This window comes from Streptomyces sp. 8N706, from assembly GCF_052245415.1.
In the GTDB taxonomy this organism is placed as follows: domain Bacteria; phylum Actinomycetota; class Actinomycetes; order Streptomycetales; family Streptomycetaceae; genus Streptomyces.
In genome coordinates this window covers 1-1545 of the sequence record NZ_JBQQBW010000237.1, presented here as the reverse complement: position 1 = coordinate 1545, position 1545 = coordinate 1, and the positions used below count along the sequence as shown (strand labels likewise).

The 1545-nt window shown below is 64.1% G+C and carries 1 protein-coding gene; it reads left to right on the top strand.

Going from position 1 to position 1545, the window contains the following annotated elements; translation table 11 throughout:
- Positions 1-1545: (Fe-S)-binding protein (locus ACTWQE_RS34030; RefSeq protein ID WP_443332954.1), on the top strand; the 1545-nt coding region annotated here is incomplete at both ends.

Sequence of the window (1545 nt, the reverse complement as noted above, 5' to 3'; positions counted from 1 at the left end):
ACATGGGTGTGGCCTGGCACCGTTTCCTGGCCTTCCCCAACATCTGGTTCAAGCGCGAGGCCGACGGCGACGTCGCCCTCGGCGAACTCCAGCCGATGGTCTCCGGCGGCAAGCCCATCGACTTCGAGGACCCCGGCGAGGACGACCAGTTCGGCATCTCCCAGGTCGAACACTTCTCCTGGAAGGGCCTGCTCGACTTCTCCACCTGCACCGAGTGCGGCCGCTGCCAGTCCCAGTGCCCCGCCTGGAACACCGGCAAGCCCCTCTCCCCCAAACTCCTGATCATGTCCCTGCGCGACCACGCCCACGCCAAGGCCCCCTACCTCCTCGCAGGAGGCGGCAAGGACATGGAGGGCGAGGAGAAGGCCACCACCGAACAGCTCAAAGACATCCCCGCCACCGCCCTGGCCGAGGCCGAACGCCCCCTGATCGGCACCCTGGAAGACAACGGCGTCATCGACCCCGACGTCCTGTGGTCCTGCACCACCTGCGGCGCCTGCGTCGAACAATGCCCCGTCGACATCGAACACATCGACCACATCGTCGACATGCGCCGCTACCAGGTCATGATCGAAAGCTCCTTCCCGTCCGAGGCCGGGACGATGCTCAAAAACCTGGAGAAAAAGGGCAACCCCTGGGGCCTGGCCAAGAAACAACGCCTGGAATGGACCAAGGAAGTCGACTTCGACATCCCCGTCGTCGGCAAGGACATCGAAGACCTCACCGACGTCGACTACCTCTACTGGGTCGGCTGCGCCGGCGCCCTGGAGGACCGCGCCAAGAAGACCACCAAAGCCTTCGCCGAACTCCTCCACATCGCCGGCGTCAACTTCGCCATCATGGGCGGCGACGAAGCATGCACCGGCGACTCCGCCCGCCGCCTGGGCAACGAATTCCTCTTCCAACAGCTCGGCCAGCAAAACGTCGACATGCTGAACATGGCCTTCGGCGAGGACACGGACGAGGGCGTCACCCTCGAGAAGTCCAGGAAGAAAATCGTCGCCACCTGCCCCCACTGCTTCAACACCATCGCCAACGAATACCCCCAACTCGGCGGCGAGTACGAGGTCATCCACCACACCCAACTGCTCCAGCACCTCATCGACGAGGGCAAACTGACCCCCATCACCCCCGTCGAAGGCCTCATCACCTACCACGACCCCTGCTACCTCGGCCGCCACAACAAGGTCTACACACCACCCCGCGAGATCATCGCCAAGGTCCCCGGCCTGCGCAACGAGGAAATGCACCGCCACAAGGAACGCGGCTTCTGCTGCGGCGCCGGCGGCGCCCGCATGTGGATGGAAGAGCGAATCGGCAAACGCATCAACACCGAACGCGTCGACGAAGCCCTCTCCCTCAACCCCGACATCGTCTCCACCGCCTGCCCCTTCTGCCTCGTCATGCTCACCGACTCCGTCAACGGCAAGAAGAACGACGGCAAAGCCAAAGAAACCCTCCAAGTCGTCGACGTCGCCCAACTCCTCCTCGACTCCGTCAAAACCCCACCCACCGACCCCACCGGCGACACCCAAACAACCGACG